The organism is Actinomycetospora callitridis (assembly GCF_028737265.1).
GTDB lineage: Bacteria > Actinomycetota > Actinomycetes > Mycobacteriales > Pseudonocardiaceae > Actinomycetospora > Actinomycetospora callitridis.
In genome coordinates this window covers 15,781-38,037 of sequence record NZ_JAQZAK010000012.1, presented here as the reverse complement: position 1 = coordinate 38,037, position 22,257 = coordinate 15,781, and the positions used below count along the sequence as shown (strand labels likewise).

Below are 22,257 nucleotides of genomic sequence, written 5' to 3'. Positions count from 1 at the left end.
CCGTGTGGCGGGAAGTGCAGCCGGAACGGCTGGTCTACGCGAGGACGAGAATCGAAATCGGCGACGTGGTCGGTCTGGCCATCGACAGGCCCGTCGGCAGCTCGGTGCATTGCGCGGACTCCTTGCCGCGCTCGTGGGGGCCACCCTCGCTGCGTGGTCGGTCCTGAGCGCCCAGTTCGTGAGCGAGACTCCGCTACCGGAGGAAAGACCGACAGCGATGCCGGCAACGCCGTCGTCGCTCGATGCTCGGTCGTTCGCTCCGGGCGGATGCATCGCCTTTCCGTCCGGCCCTGCATCACGCGGCACGGTCCTGGTGGACGCAGGGCATGGTGGGCCTGATCCCGGTTCCCTCGGTACAACGCTCGACGGCCGAACCGTTGCCGAGAAGGATCTGACCCTGCCAGTGGCCCTCTCCGTGGCCTCTCGCCTACGAACGGCCGGATTCACCGCGGTGCTGTCGCGTTCGACGGATGAGCTCGGCAGCACGATCGAGCCCGGCGACGTGCTGAACGGCTCACTGACGACTGCCGCGAGCCAGGAGGACCTCGTCTCCCGGGTGCGGTGTGCCAACCTCGCGCGCGCCGACGCGCTCGTCTCGGTGCACTTCAACTCCTTCGACGATCCCGCGGTGACGGGCTCGGAGACCCTGTACGACATCGACCGCCCGCTCGCTCCCCGCAGCCGCGCGCTCGCTCAGTCACTGCAGACCAACATCCGCGCCGGCTTGGCAGCACTCGGCGAGCCGTCGGCCGACCGCGGGGTCATCGACGACTCGTCGGGCAGCGAAGCCGGCGGCGGCGATCTCGTCCTCCTCGGGCCCGGCGGCCCTGGCTCGAGTGATGAACCCAGCGCCATGCCGGGAGCGCTCGTCGAGCCCCTGTTCCTGACCAACCCGGGCGACCTGACGGCGGTGGCGACTCCGCGGGGCGTCGACATCCTCGCGGGTGCGATCAGCTCCGGCGTCGAGGACTACCTCGACGAGGAGCGCCGATGACGCGCGAGGAGGCACGAAGGAGCCGGAGAGCGTCAGTGCTGCTCATGGGAGCCGTGGTGGTCGGTCTCGTGACGGGATGCGGAGACACGGTCGCCCCAGCTGCCGTGCCCCCCAGCGCGACGCCGGCTGCGCCTTCCTCTGGAGCGAGCGACGACGATGCTCCGCCGATCGCGTCACCGCCGAACGGCACGGTCGTCTCGATCCTCTTCGAGCGGGGCCGACTCGCTCGGAAGTCGGATCAGGTCGAAGTCGGAAGGGGCAGCACGGTGTTGCTCGCGGTGTCGACCGACGTCGCGGACGAGATTCACCTTCATGGCTACGAACGCGTTGCCCCGACCAATCCGGGAGATCGAGCTGTCCTCCAGTTCACGGCGGATCGGTCGGGCGTCTACACCGCAGAGCTCGAACGCAGCGGTGTGAGGCTGCTCGAGGTCACCGTCTCTTAGCGATGGTCCCACCTCGCAGTGGCCCCACCGCTCGCGGCGGAGGAGAGCACGACCTGCGAGGCGGGCACCGACGACGCCCACTCGAGCCACGCCCTGCAGACCTCCGCCGAGCTCGACGCGGTGCCGCGCCAGACCGCGGCCTCAGCCTTCATCGCCGGACTCGGCCCCGTCGTTCTCGGGCTCCGGCGCGTTGGCGGCGTCACCGGAGTCGGGAACTGTGGGTTCACCGGCCGCGGGGTTGCCTGCCGTGTCGCCGTCAGCGCCTTCGACGGCTCCGGGCTCCTCGGCCGGGGTCTCCTCGGCCGTCTCGGATCCTGCGCTCGTCGCGGCGGCAGTGTCCTGCGACGCAGGGAACGCGAGGGCGACGCCGGCGCCTGCGGCCACCACGACGACGAGGACCGTGACGGCGAGCGCGGACTGGAGCCGGGAGCCGACGCGGTGACGGACGGCCGTGGTCGGGGCTGTCGTTCGGGACGGGGCGGCGATGACGGCGTCGACCAGCTTCGCCACGCCGGTCTCCAGCGGTCCACGCCCGACGCGCCGCTGCCAGAGCGCCCCGACGGCCAGGGCGGCGACGACCTGGAGGAGGAAGAGGACCCACGGGCCGCTCTCCGGGGCCAGCCCGGTGACCACGACGTGCAGGACGTAGAGGGTCAAGGTCATCGACCCGGCCGCCGCGAGGGGGCCTCGGGCAGCGCTCAGGACCCGGGCGGGCGTGCCGGAGGCGGAGCGGGCGATCAGGCCGTCGAGCAGCAGCATCGAGCCGAGGACCGCCAGCGAGGTCCCGATGGTGCGGGCGAGGTCGAACGGGGTGGAGGAGTGCGGCAGGGTGACCGCGAGCCACGACCAGCTGGTGGTCGGCGTGACGCCGTTGGGCCCCTCGGCGGACAGGGCGGCGAGCTCCTCGGACGAGAGGCCGGGGGTGGCGAGAAGCTGCTCGATCCCGCCTGCGGCCTGCAGGATCAGGCTGGAGGCGACGGTCGCGACCACGGCGAGCAGGACCCCGCCGCCGGCGAGTGCGGCGGCGACGCGGGGGCTGTCGAGGCGGAGACGGCCGACGGCGACGCCGATGCAGAGGTAGGCCAGCCAGGGCCAGACCGGGTAGGCGCCGGTGAACATCAGGGTGGTCAGCAGCCCGGCGGGGTCGGTGACCAGCATGGTGAAGGACGGGTCGAGCAGCTCGGTGGGCGGCAGCTGCGCCCGCAGCAGGAACCCGGTGACGGGGGCGAGGACCGTGAGCACCGCGCCGAGGACGACCAGGACGCGGGTCGAGAGGAACACCAGCGGAACGGCGAGCACGAACAGCACGCCGTAGTAGGTCAGGATCACGTCGATGCTGGCGAGCGCAACCTGGCCGAGGGCGAGTCCGAGCGACCCGATCGCGAGGCCCCGCACCACCAGGCGCAGGGCGTAGCGGCGGGCGGGCTCGGTGCCCAGCTCGAGGCGGCGCCGTCCGGTCAGCATCGCGACCGAGAGTCCGGCCAGGACCCCGAACAGCGCCGCGGCGGGACCGTTGACCAGCCGCCCGACCATCGTGGGCTGGCCGCCCTCGGCGAGGGGAAGCGTGTGGGCGGCGATCATCCCGAGCAGCGCGATGCCGCGAGCCGCGTCGACACCGCGGACCCGCGAGGCCGAGGACGTGACGACTGCGGCGGCCGCGGCGAGCGGTCGTGTCAGGACGAGCTTTACCGTCGGTGGGTCGATCGACGACGAGGCGGGCCGCATCGCCGGGAAGCGATTGGTGACCGCGCCGGCCGAGGTCGGAGTCCGCGGATGCGGCGGGACCGTCGTGATCATTGCGGGCTCCTTGCGCCTTCAAGCGGTGACAAGAGAAGCCTCCGCCGTTCGAGGTCGGCGCAGAATCACCGCGTCGGCACAGAGCTCGACCATCGAGGTCAGGGTCTTGTCACCTCGAGGCAACTGTCTGGCTGACCCGAAGCGCGGTCACCTCACCGACGTCAGGCCATGGACCGCGCGGGGTTGCCGCCCCAGCGTTCGCCGGCGGCGACGTCCTCGCCCTTCATCAGGAAGGTGTCGGGAGCCAGGACGGCGGCGTCGCCGACCGTGGTGCCGTAGTGCACGAAGGAGTTGACGCCGAGGGTGACACGCGCACCGATCACCACGACGTCGGACTTGAAGGCGCCGTCCTCCTGCGAGTGGCACTGGATGACCGAGTTCTCGCCGAGGGTGCACTCGTCGCCGATCGTGGTGAAGCCGCGCTCGATGATCGACGCGCCGTCGTCGAACACGCGCTTGCCGATGTGCACGCCCAGGAGACGCCAGATCCAGGACTTGAACGGCGTGCCGTTGAAGAGGCGCATCCAGCTCGGGGACGGGACCTTCCAGTACCGCTCGTGGCGCCAGAACGCTCTGTCGTAGATCGAGCAGCCGTCGGGAGCGAAGGTCTTCAGTCGCGCCGCGGCCCGTTCGACCACGACGAACCAGACGATGGTGATCGCGATGATCAGCGCCTCGGCAAGGACCACCTCGAGGGCACCGAGACGCACGGGCAGGGACGCGACGACGGCCACGGCGACGAGCACGAAGAAGCTGAACAGCCACCGGACGAGCAGGTGCAGGGCGACCGTCACGGTGTTGTGGCGGTTCTTGCGGACCATCGCCCGGGCGAGGACCGCCGGATCGCCGGCCTCGAGCGCGCTGTCGCGCGCCACGGTGCGAGGGATCTCGAAGCTGGGTGATCCGAGCAGTCCGACGCCCGTCCGGACCGGCCCGTCGACCGGGACGGCGACCTTGGTGGCCAGGAGGCAGTCGTCGCCGGTGCGCCCCTGGGGTGGATAGGCGATGTTGTTGCCCAGGAAGTTGCGGGCTCCGATGGTGGTGGCCGACACCCGGAACGAGGTGGGCGAGTACTCGGCGTTCATCACCGACAATCCGTCGGCGACCACGGTGTCGCGCCCGATCGCGGTCAGGAACGGGTTCTCGTGCTTGACCGTCATCCCGAAGTTGGAGCCGGTCTGGGTCCACGGGCGCAATCGGTAGCCGATGGCCGTGAGGTAGTAGGGGATCGCGGAGCTGTCGCCGAACAGTTCGACGAACGCTTTGACGTTGCTCAGGGCAGCCACGGTGCGCTGCTGCCAGTACCGCAGCCCGTAGAGCGGATACGGGCGGTCGGGTCGCAGCCCAAGAGCGACCAGACGCGGCAGCGTCGTCACCATCGCCAACCCGACCACCATGGCGCCGAGATAGAGGACCGTGCTCAGGATGAGGGTCTGCACCCAGTAGCCGCCGGTGGCGACGGCCCCGACCGGTGGCTCGAAGAGTGCCTCGACCTGCGGGGCAGCCGCATGCACGAGGGCGGCCACGGCGATCGTGGCCGGGAGTGCCACGAACAGGGCGACGGCGAGCGTCGCGGCGGGGTAGACGAGGCGGCGCAGCCGGCCACAGCGGATCGGCGGAACGGTCGGGACGGTGATCGCGGCGCGACGCCCCGGCGAGCCGTGCCACGTCTCGCCGGCGGGGACGGACTGCCCCGGGTGGAGCGACGAGCTGTGGCTCAGCACCGAGCCGTCGGCCATCGAGGTCTGGACGTCGAGCACCGTCGATTCGCCGATGACGACGTTCGCACCCAGGGACACGCCACCGATCTCGATGTGCCCGTCGTGGGCGCGGTAGCAGGAGACCGACGCGTCCTTGCGGATCAAGGTGCCGCCCCCCACCGAGAACAGGTCGGTGGCGACGGGGACCTGGCGGGTCAACAGGACGACCCCCGGACCGATCTTCGCCCCGAGCGCACGGAGGTAGAGGCTGTAGGCGGGCGTGCCGGTGAACATCACCATCGGGTTCGTCCTGATCAGGACCTTGATGACCCAGAAGCGCAGGTACGCGGGGCTCCAGACCGGGATCGAGGTCGGTCGCCATCGTCCGACCAGCACCCACTTGAGGACCACAGGGAGCGCGACGAGCCCGAGGAGACCCAGGCCTGAGATCCCGACGGCGCGCAGGTAGAGGTCGAGGAGTCCCATCGCCGTCGTGGCCCAGCCGTAGGCCCAGGTCAGGAAGATCGCAACGACGTAGGTGTAGGTGAGGAAGAGCAGGAGTTGCGCCGCGCCGCAGAGGACCATCGCCAGGGCGCCGGCGCGCGGTCCGGTGGACGCGGGCGAGGGAGGCGCCACGGCGACGGTCGACCGCGGTTCGGCAGGTCCACCTGCGGGAGCGAGGGAGGCCGCCAGGCTCGCCAGGGTGGTGTGGGCGTAGATGTCGGGCATGGCGACCGCCGGCAGGCCGGGGTCTTTGCGGACCTTGGCGCAGAAGCGTGCCATCAGCAGCGAGTCGGCGCCGAGATCGTCGAAGAAGTGGGCCCCGGGCGCCACGGTCTCCAGGCTCAGGACCTCGCCCAGGATCGTCCCGAGCCGGGCCTGGATGTCCGCGGCTCCCGCGCCCTGGTCCGACGACGGGGCCAACGCCGTCGTCAGGGCCGCGAGCGTCGGGTTCTGATAGATGTCCTGCATCGCCACCGAGGGCAGCTGTGGGTGCTTGCGGACCTTGGCGCAGAAGCGCGCCATCAGCAGCGAGTCGGCGCCGAGATCGTCGAAGAAGTGTGCGCTCGGCGGGATGGTGTCGCGCCCCAGGATCTCGTTCAGGATCGCGGTGAGGGCAGCTTCGACGGCGGGCGCGTCGGAAGCTCCCGTGGACGGGGCCGGCGCCGACGGCGCAAAGCCCTGCGCCGGAGGCGGTGGGCTCGCGCGCTCGATCCGGTGCGGTGGTTGATGGGGTGGGGTGCGCCCGGGCTGGCGACGGGGCGTCCCTGGCGGGGCGCCCGGCGCAGGCGGCGCACCGGGTGGCTGGCGCATGACGACCGTGCGGCTGGACCTGCGCCGGAGCGCGGACTTCGGCGGTGGCTGGGCGTTCCCCGGGTGGTCGCGGACGCCGCGGCCTGCGCTGCCGTTGAGTCGGGCGATCCGTTCGACCTCGCCGTCCGCGGTGATCCGCCCGAGGTCGCCGGTGCGGAACACCCGACCCGCCGGTGTCGCGTCGAGGAAGGCCTGACGTGTCAGGTCCGCGCGTCCGACGTAGCCGCGAGCGACGCCGAAGCCGGTGATGCCGATCTCGCCGACCTCGCCCGGCGGCAGGACGCGAGTCGGATCGTGGGCGTCGAGGACCACGACCCCGTACGTGGGGAGGGGACGCCCCAACGTCGGCGCGCGGTCCGCGTGCAGCTCGCTCCAGAAGGCGGCGACGGTGGTCTCGGGCGGCCCGTGCAGACCGACGAGCCGCCGCCTCGGCCGTTGCCACGCCTCCAGAAACTCTCGAGGCCGTTCCACACCGCTGACCAGGAGCAGCCGTATACGGGGGAGCTCGACGTCGATGCCGACAAGCTGGGCGGGGTCTGCGAGGAGCACCGTGACTCCCCGGTCCCGCAGGAAACGGCCCAGTGCAGGTCCGCGCAGGTCCGCGCCGACCGGAGGGGTGACGACCGTGGCGCCACGGGACCACGCCAGCCACGTCTCGAGCACCGCGAGGTCGGAGCCCCGGCGCGGGTCGTGGAAGACGCGGTCGGACTCGCCGATATCCACGAGTTCACCGACGACCTGGACGAGGTTCGTCACCGCGTGATGGCCGATGGCGGGCACTCGCAGCCCACTGCCGGCACCGTCGGCGTGGACGACGATGTAGGCGGGCGACTCGAAGGGCGACGTCCGCCAGGCCTCGGGCAGACGGCGAACGTCCTCGGCGTCGACCCGAGCGGCGACCCGGTCGAGGTAGACCGCGTCGACATCTGACGCGTCGAGCCGCGACGCCGCGACCGCATCGGTGATGACGAGACTGGTGCCCGACGCGTCGAGTACCGCGGCGAGACTCTGATTCGAGAGTGTGGGCGCGACAGGCACCCAGGCCGCGTCGAGCTTTGCGACGGCGACCTGGGCGACGAGTGCGGCGATCGGCCGCTCGAGAAGGATCGCGATCCGGTCCCCGGGCCCCACCTTGCGCCCGTGCAGGAAGCGGGCCAGCCGGTTCGCGGACATGTCGAGGTCGTCGTAGGTGAGTGACCCCTCCGCCGCCTCGATGGCGCGGCACCCGGCTCGACCGAGGCGCCGGAACTGGTCGCAGCGCCGCTGCAGCATCAGCGCGAGCCGGTCCTCCGGCGACGTCCGGGGTCGCGGCGCTCCGTGATCGTCTCCGTCGACCGGCTGCTGAGATCGGACTCGCGACTGGACGAGCGCGGCGGTGCTGCGACCGAGACGGAAGGTGCGTGTGGCCCCATCGTCGGAGTGATCAGACCTGGTCATCTCAGGTCGACCGGTCGAGTCGCGGAGGAGCGGACAGGGCACGGGACGAGGGCGTTCCGACGGTGGGCACGGTGACTCCAAGAAGGCAGGAGGAAATGAGCGAACGACGAGGGAAAAGAGCGCGGCGGCCCGCAGCGATCGCGTCCGAGCCTCGACCGACGGTGGGCGGCTACTCGACGCGGTGTGAATCGCTCGAAGACCGGCCGCTGAACCATCTGGCGACCCGACCGACCGCGCGGTGCCGCGCTCAGATGCCAGCCTCGAGGCGGGACGAGGCCCGAACTCCTGGCATCACGGCCTGCGACGCCGAAGTCGGTAGGTCGTGGCGGGCTAGGCCGCGACGTCCTCCGTGGGCCTGCGCCTAGGGAGCAAGAGCGACGAGCACGGCGGGCGGACCGCGCCTCTCCGGCAGACGCGCGCGCAGACGCTCCTTCGGGCGGCGAGTCGGTGGCCCGACCCGCGGCGTGACCGAGGCGTACCGAAGCGGCCCAACCGTACGGAGCACGATGCGCACGAGACGGCGGAAGCGAGCAACGAGCGCACGCCCGGCCGCGTCGACGGCCGCAGTCAACGCCGTGAGCACTACGAACAGCGCGACGTGGAAGGCAATGAGAACGAGACAGGCGAACGCGCTGTGATGCGCCGCGAGAGCGTGCGAATGCGTGAGCTCACCGATCATGTGCATGATCGGCTGGCCGATGACCATTGTCCCGGCGAGGCACAAGATGGACGTCACGCCGCCCGCACACGCCGCCCGCACCACGCCGGCGGCGACGACGAGGATGGCGAGGGCCCAAACGTGATCGGTGGCGATCGTCGAGGTGAGGGTGGCGATGGTCGCGAGTGCGACGGACACCGTGGCCAGTGTCGCTACCGCTTGCCACCGCGCGTCGCGGAGTCCCGACACGGTGTCACCCCTTTGCGGCGATTTCGCCTACGCTCCGCAAGGTAGACCCTGGAACGTCCGTCGGGCCAGACGCGAGCTCGATTCCGGCCATTACGGGCTGTACCCCCGCCTGCAGGGCGAGGGCAAGGTCGTCGAGATGGTGGGCGACGGGTGAACGACGCTCCTGCGCTTGCCCGCGCCGCGAGCGATGCGTTCGTCGTGCGTCCGTTACAGCGGGGCCGCTACCAGCGCGACGGTGAGGCCCGCGACGGCCAGCAGCAGTCCGGCTTCGACGAGCACCGTGGCGCGAAACCACCGGCCCGCATCCCGACCGGAGTCAAGGGCCGGGACCACACGCCGATTGTTGTAGAGCCCGATCAGACCGACCAGCCCGACGAGCGCGACCTTCGCGAGCAGCATTACGCCCCAGGTGGTGGACACCAATTGGTTGGGGCTCTCGAGGATGGTCGCGGCCAGGGCGGTGCCGGCGATGCCCACCACGAGCACCGCGACCGCCGCCGGAACGGAAAACCGTGCCGCCGCGGCGGCCAGGCCGGGCGCCCGCCTCTGCCGGAAGCGCGCGACGACCAGCACCGCGAGCGCCACCACTCCACCGACCCATACTGCGGCCGCGAGGGTGTGCAGGAAGTCCGCGGCGATGGTGATCGCACGGGGCCCCGCTGTCGTGGTGTGCCCGTCGAGGAGGAAAGCTCCGAGCAGCAGGGCGCTGGCCACGAGTACCACCGCGGGACGGCTGCGCCCTCGCGACACTCGCACGACACGATCGCCGTTGTCGTCGCCCGCGGGCGGACCTCCCTGCGGACCTCCCGCCGGAGCATCGCCCGCAGTAGAGCCCACGGCGAGCGCGACGCGGGGAAACGGGATGGTGTGACTCTCCGCCGGCGTCCACAGGGAGGGCACCGGGCTGCGAGCCTCGGCTGTCGCGGCGGCGCGATGCCGCGGGAAGGTGTGGTTGGTGTCCGCCATGGACCCGCCCGTGGGCACGAGGACCCGCGCCGCGGTTGTCCCGGTGGCGCGATGTCGCGGGAAGGTGGGGTTGGTGTCCGCGCTGGCCGTGCCGGCGGGGACGAGGATCCGCGCCGCTGTCGACGCGGAGGTCTGTGGCGTCCGGTGATGGGCCGCGCTGCGGGCCCGTCGAGCGACTGGGGCCGGGACCAGGACGACGAGAACGACGAGAACCAGCGCCCCGGCGGCTTGAGCCAGGATCGCCCACCCCGTCGCAGTTCCGCCCACGGAGCTCAGGAGCTCTCCCGGCGTGAGGGCCGCGACCGAGCCACCGCCAAGCACCATCGTCAGGCCCACGGCCTGGACCAGCGCTCCGAGCAGGACCGCGGCGGCGGCTACCCGTACCAACCGGGCAACGGTGCCGACGTCGGCCGGGGTGCCGACCAGAGCGGTGAACGCGAAGGCCAGGGCGCCGACGGCCACCAGCGCCCCGACGTAGCCGAGGTACCTGCCCACGCCCGCCACGAGCTGGGCCATTGAGTCGTCGGGCCGGGCCAGTGCAGCGGTCAGGTCCGGGCTCGGCTGGTCGGAGGACACACTCGGGTTCGCATCCGCCCCAGTCGGCAGGGCGGGCGGGGCGCCGGTGACAAGAAAAGTCAGCGTCCCAGACATGGCGTGGGTGTCGGGCGCTGCGAGCGTCCAGGCGACGCCGTAGTTGCCGTCGGTCAGGGCCTGGGCGGGCGTCACGACCCAGGTCACCCCGCCGTCGGGGCTGCGCACGTCGGCGACCATCGCCCGTCCGCTCCCGTCGACCAGCTCGAAACCGTCTCCGACGGGCTGCCCGGCCTCGGTCAGGGCGAAAGTGATTACGCCACGTGGCCCGGTGACAACCTCACCCTGCACAGGGGAGGTCCCCGCGATCCCGAAGTGCGCGAGAGCGGCCGGGGCGGTCCAGAGAAGGGCGAGCAGCGATACGGCGACGACCGTCAGACCCCGGGTGACGACCGTCGCCCGTCGACTCGCACGCATCGCGTCATGATGCCGTTCACCGTAAAGGGATCATCAAGCGGGCAGCAGTGCCCACGGTGAGTGCATGCCCATCGAGCTGTCGCTGTCCATCACCACCCCGCCTCCTCGGCGTCGGTTGCTGCCGGCCCTGACGCGTCCGAGATCGGCGGAGCTGGTCTGTTCGGATGGCGCACTAAGGTGGCTCGCGGTCGGAAGCGCGGTCAGGCCGTGTCGGCTGCCAGGTCGTCGGGGGCGAGGTCCGAGCGCAGGCGCAGGTACCTGGTGGCGTGTCGCCATCGGCCCTGCTCGAAGGCGGTGTCGACCTCGACCTCGACCACGAGCTCCGGCTCGACCTGGGTGTACTCGATCTCGCCGCCGGGAGTCTGTCCGAATCGGCTGGAGGGCAGCCGTGGCGGCCAGGGGTGCTCGGTGCGCGGCGGTCTTAGCAGACTCCGCAATTCGGCGCGCGCCGCGAGAGGAAACGGGCTGGTGCGGCCGACGACGCGAAGCCGGCCGCCTCGGTAGTGGCCGAGGACCAGGGCTTCGGGTTGCTCGAGGCTTCCGAACACGCCGCCGATCACGGCCTCGGCGGAGTCGCGGGCGCGCAGCTTCTGCCAGCTGCGGGCGCCGGGGCGGTAGCGCTGGTCGCGGCGCTTGGCGACGACGCCCTCGATGCCAGGCGGTTGGTCGCGCAACCACGCGCCCGCAGCTCGCGGGTCGATGGTCATGGGCATGAGCCCGACTCCGCGAGGCGCTTCGTTCAGCACCGCCTCAAGGACTGTTCGGCGTTCGTCGTACAGGGCGGGTCGCAGGTCGTGGCCGTCGTGGTGGAGGACATCGAAGGCGACCAAAGACGCTGGCGTCTGGTCGGAGAGCTGCGTGGTGCGCGCTGGCAAGGAGTACCTCAGGCGTTGCTGCAGCGCGGCAAAGTCCACGCCTCCGCCGCCGGGGATGACGAGCTCGCCGTCGAGGACGAGCCCCGGTGGCAGGAGGCGCGCGGCCGCGACGACCTCCGGGAAGCACCGGCCGAGCGGCTTGGCGCGCCGGCTGTCGAGCCGCACGTCGCCGAACTCGCTGATCGAGAGCAGGCAACGGAACCCGTCGAGCTTGGGCTCGTAGGCCCACGGTCCCTCGGTCGGGAGGACGTCGACCGACCGCGACAGCATCACCGCGACCTTCTCGACCACCGCAGGAGTCTCACCGAGGGCCGGTCGGCTCGGCCACCGGTGGAGTCCGTCTCACACCGACCGACACGTCCATTCCTCGCTGCCTTACGACACCGAGCACGTGCAGCACCACGTCGTCCGGCCGTCGTCGTCCCGCGAGCAGGGGTGTGCCCTGCCGCCGAGGGACTACAGCGGAAAGTCGGTCTTGTCCCGCCGGGGGCCTTCATAGCCAGCGGGCAGCGGACCGGGGAACTGCGGAGCCGGCTCACGGATCGTGTCTTGCACCAGGCGCTGCGCGGCGCGGGCCGCGTGCTCCCACACCCGCGGCGAGGTCGGACGCTCGCGCCAATCCTCGGCGAGCGTCTCGAACAGAGCGCCGACCGCGTCCGCCGATTCGCGGTCGAGGCCGCGAACCCGCCGGGCTCGCGTTCGCGCACCACCGCGGCGGCTTCGATCATCTGCTCGGCCTCGAGCCGACGCTGCTCGCGGCGCCGAAGCTCGGCTGGCTGAACCACAACACCACCTCCTGGATAAGGCGAGTCGAGCGTCCTTCCGCGGGGGAAGCGCAGAACGCCGTCAGCCTGGCATGAGCGGACGACAACGGGGCGCCTCGTCCTGCTCGCTCATCGACCTCTGGCTGGCACCGATCCGGGCCCGCCCATTGCTGAGTACGCGCTGCCAACGGAGAGCTCCTCACGGCCGGGCGGCCAGGGCGCCTTCGGCGCGAGGTCGACGCCGCTGCGCGGCGGCCGGTGCTGGAGGGCCCCGGGAGCTTGATCGGGCCGTTCCTCCCGGTCAAGGGCGCTGCGCGTCGCTGCGCGACCAGCCTCCGGCTGGCCCTTGACCGCGAGCCTCCACGGCCCGCTCGGCGCCCTTCGGGCGGTGGAGGCAGCAAGCGCCTCCGCCCACCGCCCCGGGGCCCACCAGCCCCGACCCCTCTTTCGGTCGGAGGCCGCAATGACCACCCAGCCCAACGCGGACCCGCGTACCGACGCCGAGCTGCTCGCCGACTACGTCGCCGGGGACACCGACGCACTCGCGGTCCTCGTGCACCGCTACCAGCGTCTGCTGTTGTCGCTGGTCCGCCGACTGTCGTGGTTCGAGCCCGACCCGGAGGCTGTGGTGCAGAACGTGTGGCTGCGGGTGCTGCAGGGCGCGGGCACCTTCAACGGACGATCGAAGGTGTCGACCTGGCTGCACCGGATCGCCGTCAACGAGACCATCAACGCCGCTCGGCGCCGCAAGGCGAACCGCGCGATGCCTTTCGGCGAGCTCTACAAGTCCCACGACAAGCCCGAGCGCACCGACCCCGGCGACCCCTCGCTAGCGGTCATCGACCGCGAGCACGCGGCGGCCGTGCTGCCCGACCTGCTCTCGCTGCTGCCCCGCGATCAGCGCCTGGTACTCGAAGTGCTCCACCTCGACGGGCTCACGAACGAGGAGGCCGCCGAACTGCTCGGGGTGGCCGTCGGCACCATCAAATCCCGGGCTCATCGCGCTCGCACCAGGATCCTCGCTCACCTTGCGACGGAGGATCGTCTGGAGGCCCGGGCTGGTCGGTGAGGGTCGCTCGCCGTTCCCGCCTGCTCTGCGATGGTGGGAACGGCGGGCTCGCGGGCAACGTCAGACCATCATGACCACTCACCACGCCAGCTCGCGCTCCATCGACGACACCGAGGGCGGCGCCGGGGGAGACACCTTCCGAGAGGCGATAGGCAGGCTGTTCGCCGCCGCCCTGAGCGGCGATCGCCACGCGGAAGCCGCCCTGCACGTGATGGGCGGCTTCGACGACATCGCACATCGCGCCTCCTGGGCGCTACTTTCTGTCGACGAGGTCCCTGCTCTGCCCACCCCGCCCGACGTGCTCGCGAGCATCGACCGCACTCTCGCCGCACTCCGGGACCCGCTAGTGGTGTGACAAGCGAGGCGAAGTGCTAGCCACCGATGCGGGGTATCGGGCGCATGGCGTGGGCGACTGCAACCAGTGAGGTGGTCGCCAACTTCGGCGTACTGATTGCGGCCGTCACGCCGGCGGTGCTGTCCGTTCGGGCGCGGCGGCAACGGCAGCTACGCCACAGCGACCGGCCAAGGCGGTGACCCGAGGCGACCAATTGCGCGAAACCGCCGATGTCGACTTCTGTAATGAGGCACGGTGCCGTCGTGGCACACGATGCGAATGGCGGTTCAGACGACTTCGACGCTTTGGGGGAGGCGGTCGACGAGGCGATGGACACGCCCGGGCCGCTGGAGTGGGGCGGCGTGATGCGGGCTGCGTGGTTCGGCGTCGATCCCGATCCCGACGCTCCTGCGCCCCGAGACATCGTGGACCGGGGCCATCTGGGCCACCCCGACGACCAGGATTCGGGCTAGCAGCCGGCCATGTGTTCCGTCGAATCCCCCGCCTCCGGCCACCGGAACGCTAGGTCCGTCCCGGTGCCTCGTTGCCTGCCTGTCGAGCAGTGCGGGCCCGAGGGGGCCGTCGCCATGGGATACGCCGTGACGTCGTGGGCGATCTCAAGTGTTCGCTTCGTCCGGTCCGGGTCAGGTTGTCCGATGGGGCCGGCGAGCACCTCGGCGAGCGCGGCAGGGCGTCGTCGTTCCGGCTGCGTTCGGCGGGCTGCTGGTCAGGGTCGCCTCTGACGAGGCGCAGCGGCGGCGTAATCGTTGGGGTGGCGGTCACGAGGCGTGCCGCAAGAGGGCGTAGGCGACTAGCCTTTACCGCCGTGTCCACGTGCGGGGCGGCAGCGACGTTGGGAACAGCGCGAGCCGTCACGACTCAGAGGCGAAGTTCGTCAGCAACGCTGCAATCCAGATCTCATCATGACATCACCTGAAGCGCCGCTACATAAGGCCATGGAGATGGGAGGGGTCGACTTCAAACCCTGGTTAGGTCGCGGTCTAGGTGAGGATAGGTGCTTCGTCTGCAACCTTGCCCTAGACGAGACAAGTCGGAGCGTAGAGGACGTCTTCCCAAAGTGGCTTCAGCGTCGGTTCCCGGCGTGGCGTGATCGGGCGCTAATGCTACTTCCGAATCTAACTGGGTTGCCCCTTCGCCACTTTGCGATTCCCTGTTGCAAGAAGTGCAACAACGAGCATCTCAGCAGGCTGGAAAAGTCAGTCCAGCAAGCGTTTGATCTCGGCCCGGCCGCCGTAGAACGGCTGGGCGAGAGAACACTTCGGGGCTGGACCGTGAAGATCGCTTATGGGTCTAGACGCAACGACCTTCGACTGCGCTCGGATATCCGAGACCGCAATTCGAGTACTATAGCGACTGTGAAAGACCTAGAGGGTCTCGCGCACCTCCACGACCTGCTCCAAGAGTGTCGAGGAGTTGCCTACGTTCCGAACGGACACTCGACTTTCGCCACCTTCTTAGCGCAAGAGAGTGGCTGTGAGCTGTGCGACTTCGATGCAATCATCCCCTTGGGCTGGCCGTCGCCGGTAATTCTGAGGTTGGGGAAGGTGGTCGTCGTTGGAGCGATCGACGATCGCGGACTTCTCAACGGGCTTATGACGTCGCCTCTCTTCGCTGTGCTCCGCAAGACTCCCCTACATCCGATTCAAGTGCGGGCCTTGGCCGCAATGATTATTGCCCGATCTGCAAGGCTGAATCCGCAGGCGGCACCGTTGAAGTATGGTGTCTCTGAAAAGAAGCTATGGATCGCGCGCGCTGAGGCGAACAACCGCCTACCAAAGACCCTCAAGAACGACGCGCCTTCGGCGGATACGGTTCTGGCCAGCCTGCTCAATGAAACTGAGGGGATGGTTAAGGAACAAGGAGGAGCGCTCGGACTCTTACGGGTCCGCGAGGGCCACCCTACCTATATTCCATTCCGGCACGACGAGCGCAGCCTATCCGCCGTAGAGAGGACCGCACTGCTTCCGAATAGCGCCGACTTGTTCTAGCTTCCCCTGGGTAGTCCGGAGCGGGTCAGCCATAATCGACCAAACTCGACCCCTCGCGTCCCCGCCACGCTCCGGTGATCACCCGGCGGTCCGCACAGTGGCGCCTCCGAGACAAGGACGAGCAGGTAGTCAGGACTCGACGTTAGGGGGCGGCCTCGAGGGTCGGGTTCGCGTCGGTAAAACGAAGTAGCAGTCTGGCTTCGCAAACTCAGGGGAGGGTTCCGTGTAGTCAAGTTCTTAGTTCGGGAAGCGGCGACCAATCCTCTTAGTCAACAGTGACTCAGGCTTCCGGTACCGCGTTGATAGTTCAGGCGCGTCGAGGAGCGAGCCCTTTCCCGACGCGAGTTGGTAGGAGTAACTGGCGCCCTGAACAGGATAGGTGCGGTAGTCGAAGCTGGAGGTCCGAGACTGCTCGATCGTCGTCGGACCTGTCGGTGGGATCAGGTCCGCGCAGGACCGGTGCTCGGGTTGATGCTCGTCGAACTTCTGTTTCGCGTCGCGATATTCACCATCGCTCCACCTCCCATCATCGCGACGCCCGCCTTGGACGCCTCCAGCATGCTGGTGTGTGCGAGGTTGCTGTCGATCCACATCGCGCCGGCCGCGAAGACCACCACCGCAGCGATGAGCCACACGAGCCGACCGAGAAACTTCCGCGTACGAGCCCGACCGCCTTTCCCGCGAGAACGCCCCACTTGCGCAGGCCTGATCCCGCCGACCCCTCAATCGTAGCGGGCTACGGGTAGGAGTCGGCAAGGACGGCACGCGGCAGATTCAGAGCCCCTGGTCGTTCCAGAAGGTCGCGATCATCGGGGGCATCGCCATTGGCTTGCTGCTGCTCCTCACGATCAGGACCGCCACGAACACGAAGGCGGCGCCGAGCGCGCCCCTGGTCGTGTTGCTGCTCTTGCTCGGGGTCGCCGCGATGGTGGGCGTCGCCGTGAGGGTGATCCAACGCCGTGAGGATCGCTGCAGCGCCGTCGTCGCTCGCGCGGTCGTTCGAGACGGGTCTGCCGGTGCAGGAAGCCGGCGCCGCACATCCTCGATGGCGAGAAGACCGAGCCGCGGGTCAATCACGCCATCGACATCGAGCGCGCCATTGATCCGGCCCGCGCTAACGCGCCTCCACGTGCGCTTCGCTGGTCGTTCGAGGTCCAGGAGCAGAGTGGCCAGCGGGCCGCCGGCCTCGGTCGCGACCTCGGCCAAGAGCCTGACCGCCTACGCTTGTGGCTCTCCTGCTGTCCGCCGACTTCGACCGCGGGAGGCCTGCATGCGTGCTCCACTCGCATTCATGCGATATCGCGCCATGTCGGTGGTGACGTGGGTGCGTTCAGCAAGAGCGCTGTCGGGCTCCTGGTTGCGTGCGGCCTGCAGTAGGAGTGCGCGGGGAAGCAGGAGGCAGCTAGCGAGCCAGTTGGCTTCTTCCTCTTGCTCGGGGTCGCAGGTGAGGAAGGGGTAACCGGCGATGGTTTTGACCTCACGGAGGGTGTGGCCGAGGACGAGGTGGCCGAATTCGTGGGCGACGTCGCTGCGGGTGCGCCCGTGGGTCTGGGCCTCTTGAGCGGTGAGGACCTCGCCGGTCTCGTAGACCACAGGATTGTAGATGACGACAATTCGACCGTCTTCCATGTGGAAGGTGGCCGCGGAGAAGGCGCCGGGCTGCTCGCGATGGAGGTCGAGGAAGGGTTGGACATCGCCGAGCACGCGGTGCCCGGCGAGGACCTCGACCTTGAGGTGGGTGGCGAGGCGGGGCAAGTGGATCGTCTCGATGTCCGAGCAGCCCGCCGCCGTGCGGAGATCGGCGGCATGGCGTTCGGCCTGGGCCTTAAAGCCTCGTCGCACGGCCGCCTAGTCCTTCTCGTGCCAACCGTAGTTGGTGCCGACGGCGTCGTCAGCGTGCACCGCCGACTGCATACTCTCGAGGAGGTCGCCGATCTGGCGCGCAGCGTGCGGGGTGAACGTCTTGCTTGCGCGCAGGCTGACTCGCGTGTCGGCTGAGGCGGCGGCCAGGTTCGCGTAGAGGTCGCTGACGAGCTCCGCGATCTGGTTCGCGGCCTTCTCAGTGAGTCGCGGGTCGTTGTGGAGGCTGACGCGGATCGCGTCGGTGGTGCTCTGTGCCCGCTCCCGGTGCGTGGCGCCGAACACCTCGGACGGGTCGAGGCCGATCCAGGTCACGAGACGGCCAAAGTTCGCCAGATCAGGTAGGTGACCTTTCTCCACGCGCGAGAGCGTGTTGAGCGGGACGCCGGACTCCTCGGCAGCCGCGCGGAGGCTTAGGCCGCGCTCGCTGCGGTAGTCCCCGACCAGTCGACGCAACTCGTCGATGTCGACGGGGTTGTCCACTCGACGTGCCTCCTCGTCCAGCTCGCTCCAAGCGTGCGGGTCACCGTAGAGAGCAACGATCCGACACGCCGGGTGGAGCGCTCTGACCTGCGGCAGCGACGCCTGTACCTAAATAGTGACACACGAAAGCGCGTGATCCGCTAGTCTCCCGGCCGACACCGAATCGAGACCGCCGCCGAGCCGGCTCACGTGAGACCACCTCGCGAGGCCGCATACCCAGCAGCGACAGGAGGGCGTCATGCCCAACCGCTCCGCCAAGACTGGCCGCTACATCAGCAACGCGGCCGCCGCCCGACGCCCGCGCACCAGCGTGCGCGAGAAGCCCGGACCGAACCAGTCCACCGCGACTGCGCACCGCTCCGCCTCGAGCGGGCGCTACGTCACCGGGCGTACTGCCAAGCGCGACCCTGGCGGCACCGTCACCGAAAACAGTTGAGCGCCGTCGACTGACGCGAACGGACAAGGGCCCGTCTGCTCCCCTCACGTACGGGCCACCCGAGTAGAAGGGCCCCCGAGATGCCCAAGGGATTCACCTCCGGTGAGTTCAATCGGAAGATGCGAGCGGCGCAGCGCAAGGCTCAACACGACGCGGAGGCCGCCGCCAAGCGGGCACAGCGCAAGGCTCAGCACGACGCAGAGGCGAGCGCGAAGCGTTCGAACCGGGACCTTGAGAGGCGGGTCACCAAGGCGATCAAGGACGGCAACCGCGACGCGGAGCGAAGGGCACGGCGCCTGCAGGATCGCGCGGCACGCGGCGAGGTCTCCCCACCTGAGCAGGACCTGCTGCATGATTTCCAGAAGTCACTGGCGGAGCAGTCCTCCCAGGAGAACGATCTGTTCTTGAGCTACACCCGCTCCGACGGATGGCAGGTCGCCGGTTCGCTATACGAAGGATTGCGCGCCCACGGCGTGACCGTCTGGTTCGACGAACGCGCGATGCGCCTTGGCCAGAGCCAGGCGCTCCAGATGGATCGCGGGCTGACCACCGCCCGTGGTGGCGTAGTGCTCCTCACCCCGGCCTACCTTGAAGGACGGTTCTGGCCTGAGCGCGAACTCGCCACTTTGCTGCATAAGCCTACCGTCGTGCCCGTTCTGCACGAAGTGACGTTCGGTCAGGTGGCGGCATACAGCGCGATCCTCGGCGATCTGCACGGCCTGTCAACCGAGCACCACACTCCGAGTGAGATCGCTGCCCTCATCTCCGAAGCGGTCCTCGACGAGGACGCTGCCTGACGCGTCGCCAACGATGTCGCGACGTCGATCCAGGGGGTACGCCTCGTCCACCGTGGCCTCTGTCTCGCACGCGTTGGCTTGAGCCAGAGGGTTCAGACCTCGTGGCACGCCGCGTGGCACGAAACGAGGGCTGTCGGCGATGCTGAAGGGCATCGAGTGACGTCCGGCGGGGACGTTGTTGCTGGCAGAGGCCCTGGGCTACGGGGTCGGCCATCTTTGCAAGGCGGGGGTTGAGGGTTCGATTCCCTTCGTCTCCACCCACTGTGACCTGCGATGACGTTGGTCCGACGGAGCGAACCTCGGCCGACGTGACACGGTTGTGACACGACGGCCCGGCTTCCGCGTCATGGCGAAGGACAGGCACCCTCGCAAGCGCGACCAGCGGGCTCCGCGCGACCTCGAGACCCCACGGCGGGACGGCATGCCTGCCGTGCTCCCCGATTCCCGTCGTGCGGCTCAGGGGGTCACGATGGCGAAGCCGGGGTCGGGCGGGTCGAGCACGCCCAGCAGCGTGGTGAGGGTGTCGTCGGCCCCGTCGACGGTGAGGTCTCCGGAGGAGGTCAGTGCCTCGGCGGTGGTGGCGCCGCTCAGCATCGCGAGCAGCGACGATCGCGCGACAGTGATGCGGGCGTCGGCGCCCGCGCGGTCGGTGCCCTCGCCGTGGGTGAGCACGCCGTTGGCGAGCCGGGACCAGTAGGCGACCGAGGTGCCGTCCCGGGTCAGGGTCCAGTCGATCGCGAGCTGGAGGTGCCAGGCCTTGGGGCCGTCGATCTGGATGGCGATGCTGTCGAAGAGCTGGCCGAGGCTGAGCTGGGCGAGCATGTCGGGGGAGGCGGTCACCGTCGGGGTCCCGGTGGTGCCCCCGCGCAGCTCGTAGGCGCCCGAGAGGTAGAAGTTGCGCCAGGTGCCGTTCTCGGAGCCGAACCCGAGCTGCTCGAGGGCGGCGGCCTGCAGCTCGCGGGCGTCGGTGTTGGTGGGGTCGGCGAACACGAGGTGGCCGACGAGCTCGGCGACCCAGCGGAAGTCCCCGTTCTCGAAGGCGCGCCGGCCGGCGGCGAGTACGGCGTCGGGCCCGCCGACGGCCTCGACGTAGCGGCGTCCGGCGGGCTCGGGCGGGTGGCGCCAGAGGTTGGCCGGGTTGCCGTCGAACCAGCCCATGTAGCGCTGGTAGATCGCCTTGACGTTGTGGCTGATCGACCCGTAGTAGCCGTGGGTGTTCCAGGCGTCCTGCAGGGCGGGCGGCATCTCGAGGGTCTCGGCGATCTCGGCGCCGACGTGGCCCTTGTTGAGCAGCCGCAGGGTCTGGTCGTGCTGGTAGGCGTAGAGGTCGCGCTGCTCGGAGAGCAGGCGCACGATGCGGTCGCGGCCCCAGGTCGGCCAGTGGTGCGAGGCGAACTCGACGTCGGCGACGTCGGTGAACAGGTCGATGGCCTCGGTGAGGTAGTGGGCCCAGACGTGCGGGTCGCGGACGAGCGCACCGCGCAGGGTGAGCAGGTTGTGCAGGGTGTGGGTGGCGTTCTCGGCCATGCACACCGCGCGGCGGTCGGGGAACAGGAAGTTCATCTCGGCCGGCGCCTCGGTGCCCGGGGTGACCTGGAAGACGATCCGGACCCCGTCGAGGACCTCTTCCTGGCCGGTGTGCGTGATGTCCGTCGTCGGCGGGATGAGTGTGACCGTGCCGGTCGAGGTCGTCATGCCCAGACCGGCACCCATCTGACCCGCCGGGCCGGGGGGCAGGGCCGCGCCGTACATGTAGGCGGCGCGGCGGGCCATGGCGGTGCCGGCGTAGACGTTCTCGGCGACGGCGTGCTCGACGAAGCCCTCGGGGGCGAAGATCGGGACACGTCCGGCGGCGACGTCCTCGCCCGACACGACGCCCCGGACACCGCCGAAGTGGTCGACGTGGCTGTGGGTGTAGATGACGGCGGTGACGGGGCGGTCGCCGCGGTACTCGCGGTAGAGGCCGAGCCCGGCGGCGGCGGTCTCGGTGGAGATCAGCGGGTCGATGATGATGACACCGCGGTCGCCCTCGACGATCGTCATGTTCGACAGGTCCATCCCCCGGACCTGGTAGATGCCCTCGGTCACCTCGTAGAGCCCGTGCATCGCGACGAGCTGGGCCTGCCGCCACAGGCTGGGGTTGACCGAGTCGGGCCGGGAGCCCGAGAGGGTGGGGGCCCAAGTCTCGGCGTTCCACACCACGCGTCCGTCGTCCGCGTGGACGAGGCCGCCGGGGATCGACCCGAGGTAGCCGCGTCGGGCGTCGTCGAAGGCGACGCCGTCGGTGAAGGGGAAGCGCGCCTCGAGGGCGGAGGCCGCCTCCACGATCTCGGGACGGGCGCTCGGAACGGGGCTGTCGGTCACGGTGTCCTCGATCCCAGGTGCAGACGGTCGTGGGCGGCATGACGCCGGGGCTGCGAGCCTGACGCACCCCGCGGGTGGTGCCCTCACCCACAGCGGGTGGGCCGGCGCGCACTCACCGGTGCGGCGGCCCTCGGGAGGGTCGAAACCCCGACACGAGGGAGGCTCCCGGGTCGCGGAGACCGATCACCTGCGCCGGATCGCTCACCGGGCTCATCGACCGCGACGACCACCGACCTCATCCGCGTCAGTGGTCCTGACTCGGCGGCTCCGAGCTGTCGATGATCAACGGAACACGACGCCACGGAGGAGCAGGAAGTTGATCGTCGTCCCCAGACCCTGGGAGACGCACCACGCGCCGGCCGTGATCCACGGCGCGGCCACGACGGCCGGGAGCACCGCGAGCGCCAGTCCGTGGGTGATCAGCACGACGGCGAAGGTCGTGGCGTAGAGCAGGGCGGTCCACCCGAGCGCCCCCCGCACGCCGGGAGTACGGAACGTCCAGCGTCGGTGGAGCACCGCGACGAGAGCGGTGCCGACGACGTAGGACAGGACGCGCGCGACGTGCGGGTCGCCCCCGACGCGCACGGCCCCGAGGTACAGCCCCAGGCTCAACGGCAGCACGACGAGGCCGGTCACGAGGAACCGGGCGCCACCGTCGACGAGACCCTGCCGCGCCACCACCGGCTCCACGGTCACC

At 69.9% G+C, this 22,257-nt stretch carries 19 protein-coding genes; 8 read left to right on the top strand and 11 right to left on the bottom strand.

What is annotated here, in order from left to right; all coding sequences use genetic code 11:
- Positions 1–217: 217 nt before the first annotated feature.
- Complete coding sequence (locus PH191_RS26510; RefSeq protein WP_274197634.1) at positions 218–994, top strand: N-acetylmuramoyl-L-alanine amidase family protein; 777 nt, start codon at positions 218–220, stop codon at positions 992–994.
- Positions 991–1,440 (top strand): cupredoxin domain-containing protein, encoded by a 450-nt coding sequence (locus tag PH191_RS26505; protein ID WP_274197633.1) that lies wholly within the window; start codon positions 991–993, stop codon positions 1,438–1,440. Before PH191_RS26510 ends, PH191_RS26505 begins: the two co-directional genes overlap by 4 nt.
- Positions 1,441–1,581: 141 nt before the next feature.
- On the opposite strand, the gene PH191_RS26500 is transcribed toward PH191_RS26505, so the two are convergent.
- The 5 genes from PH191_RS26500 to PH191_RS26480 all read right to left on the bottom strand — a co-directional run bounded on the left by PH191_RS26500 (position 1,582) and on the right by PH191_RS26480 (position 11,735).
- Positions 1,582–3,237 (bottom strand): DUF418 domain-containing protein, encoded by a 1,656-nt coding sequence (locus tag PH191_RS26500; RefSeq protein ID WP_274197632.1) that lies wholly within the window; start codon positions 3,235–3,237, stop codon positions 1,582–1,584.
- A gap of 161 nt (positions 3,238–3,398) precedes the next feature.
- Positions 3,399–7,523: a Pls/PosA family non-ribosomal peptide synthetase gene (locus tag PH191_RS26495; RefSeq protein WP_274197631.1), complete on the bottom strand. Its 4,125-nt coding sequence runs from the start codon at positions 7,521–7,523 to the stop codon at positions 3,399–3,401.
- Between the two features lie 526 nt (positions 7,524–8,049).
- Positions 8,050–8,544: a hypothetical protein gene (locus PH191_RS26490; RefSeq protein WP_274197630.1), complete on the bottom strand. Its 495-nt coding sequence runs from the start codon at positions 8,542–8,544 to the stop codon at positions 8,050–8,052.
- A gap of 258 nt (positions 8,545–8,802) precedes the next feature.
- Entirely contained in the window at positions 8,803–10,569 is a 1,767-nt protein-coding gene (locus PH191_RS26485; RefSeq protein ID WP_274197629.1) for a copper resistance CopC/CopD family protein, read from the bottom strand.
- Between the two features lie 200 nt (positions 10,570–10,769).
- Entirely contained in the window at positions 10,770–11,735 is a 966-nt protein-coding gene (locus PH191_RS26480) for an ATP-dependent DNA ligase (protein ID WP_274197628.1), read from the bottom strand.
- A gap of 819 nt (positions 11,736–12,554) precedes the next feature.
- Here PH191_RS26480 and PH191_RS26475 point away from each other — a divergent pair.
- The 4 genes from PH191_RS26475 (at position 12,555) to PH191_RS26460 (ending at position 15,620) form a co-directional block, all read left to right on the top strand.
- A complete protein-coding gene (locus PH191_RS26475) occupies positions 12,555–13,277 on the top strand; it encodes an RNA polymerase sigma factor (RefSeq protein WP_274197627.1) in 723 nt (240 codons plus the stop codon).
- Positions 13,278–13,347: 70 nt separating this feature from the next.
- Positions 13,348–13,632, top strand: coding sequence for a hypothetical protein (locus PH191_RS26470; protein WP_274197626.1), 285 nt, complete (start codon positions 13,348–13,350; stop codon positions 13,630–13,632).
- Between the two features lie 242 nt (positions 13,633–13,874).
- Positions 13,875–14,084, top strand: a complete 210-nt coding sequence (locus PH191_RS26465; RefSeq protein WP_274197625.1) for a hypothetical protein — start codon at positions 13,875–13,877, stop codon at positions 14,082–14,084.
- Between the two features lie 483 nt (positions 14,085–14,567).
- Positions 14,568–15,620: a hypothetical protein gene (locus PH191_RS26460; RefSeq protein ID WP_274197624.1), complete on the top strand. Its 1,053-nt coding sequence runs from the start codon at positions 14,568–14,570 to the stop codon at positions 15,618–15,620.
- Between the two features lie 440 nt (positions 15,621–16,060).
- Here the strand turns inward: PH191_RS26460 and PH191_RS26455 are convergent, their stop codons facing one another.
- From PH191_RS26455 to PH191_RS26440, 4 genes are all read right to left on the bottom strand, one after another.
- Positions 16,061–16,255 carry a hypothetical protein gene (locus PH191_RS26455; RefSeq protein ID WP_274197623.1) on the bottom strand — a complete coding sequence of 65 codons (195 nt, stop codon included), beginning with the start codon at positions 16,253–16,255 and terminating at the stop codon, positions 16,061–16,063.
- Positions 16,256–16,394: 139 nt separating this feature from the next.
- Positions 16,395–16,826, bottom strand: a complete 432-nt coding sequence (locus PH191_RS26450; protein ID WP_274197622.1) for a hypothetical protein — start codon at positions 16,824–16,826, stop codon at positions 16,395–16,397.
- 12 nt (positions 16,827–16,838) lie between these two features.
- Positions 16,839–17,462 (bottom strand): ImmA/IrrE family metallo-endopeptidase, encoded by a 624-nt coding sequence (locus tag PH191_RS26445; RefSeq protein ID WP_274197621.1) that lies wholly within the window; start codon positions 17,460–17,462, stop codon positions 16,839–16,841.
- Positions 17,463–17,468: 6 nt separating this feature from the next.
- The gene (locus tag PH191_RS26440) at positions 17,469–17,963 is read right to left on the bottom strand and encodes a helix-turn-helix domain-containing protein (protein WP_274197620.1); all 495 of its coding nucleotides are present in this window, start codon (positions 17,961–17,963) and stop codon (positions 17,469–17,471) included.
- A 238-nt stretch (positions 17,964–18,201) separates the two neighbouring features.
- On the opposite strand from PH191_RS26440, the gene PH191_RS26435 reads away from it, so the two are divergent.
- Together PH191_RS26435 and PH191_RS26430 are read left to right on the top strand one after the other, a co-directional pair.
- Entirely contained in the window at positions 18,202–18,399 is a 198-nt protein-coding gene (locus PH191_RS26435) for a hypothetical protein (protein ID WP_274197619.1), read from the top strand.
- 80 nt (positions 18,400–18,479) lie between these two features.
- The gene (locus PH191_RS26430; RefSeq protein WP_274197618.1) at positions 18,480–19,196 is read left to right on the top strand and encodes a toll/interleukin-1 receptor domain-containing protein; all 717 of its coding nucleotides are present in this window, start codon (positions 18,480–18,482) and stop codon (positions 19,194–19,196) included.
- A 456-nt stretch (positions 19,197–19,652) separates the two neighbouring features.
- Here the strand turns inward: PH191_RS26430 and PH191_RS26425 are convergent, their stop codons facing one another.
- Both PH191_RS26425 and PH191_RS26420 read right to left on the bottom strand, forming a co-directional pair.
- Positions 19,653–21,560: an alkyl/aryl-sulfatase gene (locus PH191_RS26425; protein WP_274197617.1), complete on the bottom strand. Its 1,908-nt coding sequence runs from the start codon at positions 21,558–21,560 to the stop codon at positions 19,653–19,655.
- Between the two features lie 282 nt (positions 21,561–21,842).
- Entirely contained in the window at positions 21,843–22,256 is a 414-nt protein-coding gene (locus PH191_RS26420; RefSeq protein WP_274197616.1) for a GtrA family protein, read from the bottom strand.
- Between the last annotated feature and the right edge of the window lies 1 nt (position 22,257).